Consider the following 1,026-nt stretch of genomic DNA (forward strand, 5'->3'; position numbering starts at 1 on the left):
GTCTGCCCATGGCGGAAAGCGCGCCGGCCAAGCCTTTAAGCAAAAACTTGCTGTCGTATCGCGGCTTGTCCGCGTCAATTCCCCAGAATAGGAACGGGTCGATATAGTCGGTGTGCGGGTTGTCTTTGAGCAGGTCAATCAGTGCTTCCCGCACTTCCGGCAACAGCGGCACTTTCCGAGCCTCGCCGTTTTTAGGCGATTTCAGTCCGTCCGCGCGGCTCCACGAATGCGCTACGTTTAGCACCGTGTCGCCTATATCGCTTTTCCGCAAAGCCAGCACCTCGCCCGCCCGCAGTCCGGTTGTCGCGGCAAGCAGGTTGCCAGCCCGCGCCGCTTTGTCGCTCCACGTCCGCGCAAACAATGCCGCCGCTTCTCCGCCGGTCAATATGCCGCGCTTGTCTTTGTCGCTGGTGAAGCGTTCAAAGCCTTCGGCAAGGTTGACCGGCACAACGCCTTCGCGGTGCCAGTACGCAAACGCGGTCAGCCCTGCGCTCATGGTGATATTTACGGTTGCCGCCGATAGCCCGCTTTGAAGCAGGGCAAACGCAAAGTTTTTCAGTTCTTTACGGGTAACGCCCATAAGCGGCTTGTCGGCAAAACCGGCTGCCCAGTTCTTCTTTACGCGGTAGGTCATTTCGCGCGCGTGTGTTTTGCCTATGCTGTGCCCGTGCGCCAGCCTGTCGCGGATATACTCCGATTGCTCATAGTCCCAAAAGCGGAGCAGTTCCGGCACCAGTTTCTTTGCGGTTTTTGATTTCGGCACAGTTCCTATATCTATCAGTTCGCGGGCTTTGAGCGCGTTCACTATCGCCATAGCGCCCGCCGTATCAATATCAGCCTTGCGTATTCCCGACAGGATAGATTGCAGGTCAAACGCCGCGTGTACGCCTCTGCGGTCGCCTTTATTCATGCGGGGCTTCGGTATCCCGTTTTTGAGCCAGTCCGCAACAACAAGCAGCGCATCGTCTCGGTTATCCTCCCCCGTGCTTCGCGCAGTGAGCTTCAACCCTGTCTTTTGGTCTACCA

General features: G+C 57.6%; 1 protein-coding gene. It reads right to left on the reverse strand.

Features of this window, described 5'->3' with window-relative positions; genetic code table 11:
* A partial coding sequence (locus AWU74_RS11765; RefSeq protein WP_187150891.1) for an integrase occupies nt 1-1,026 on the reverse strand: 1,026 nt, incomplete at both ends.

It is taken from the genome of Treponema endosymbiont of Eucomonympha sp. (assembly GCF_001028545.1).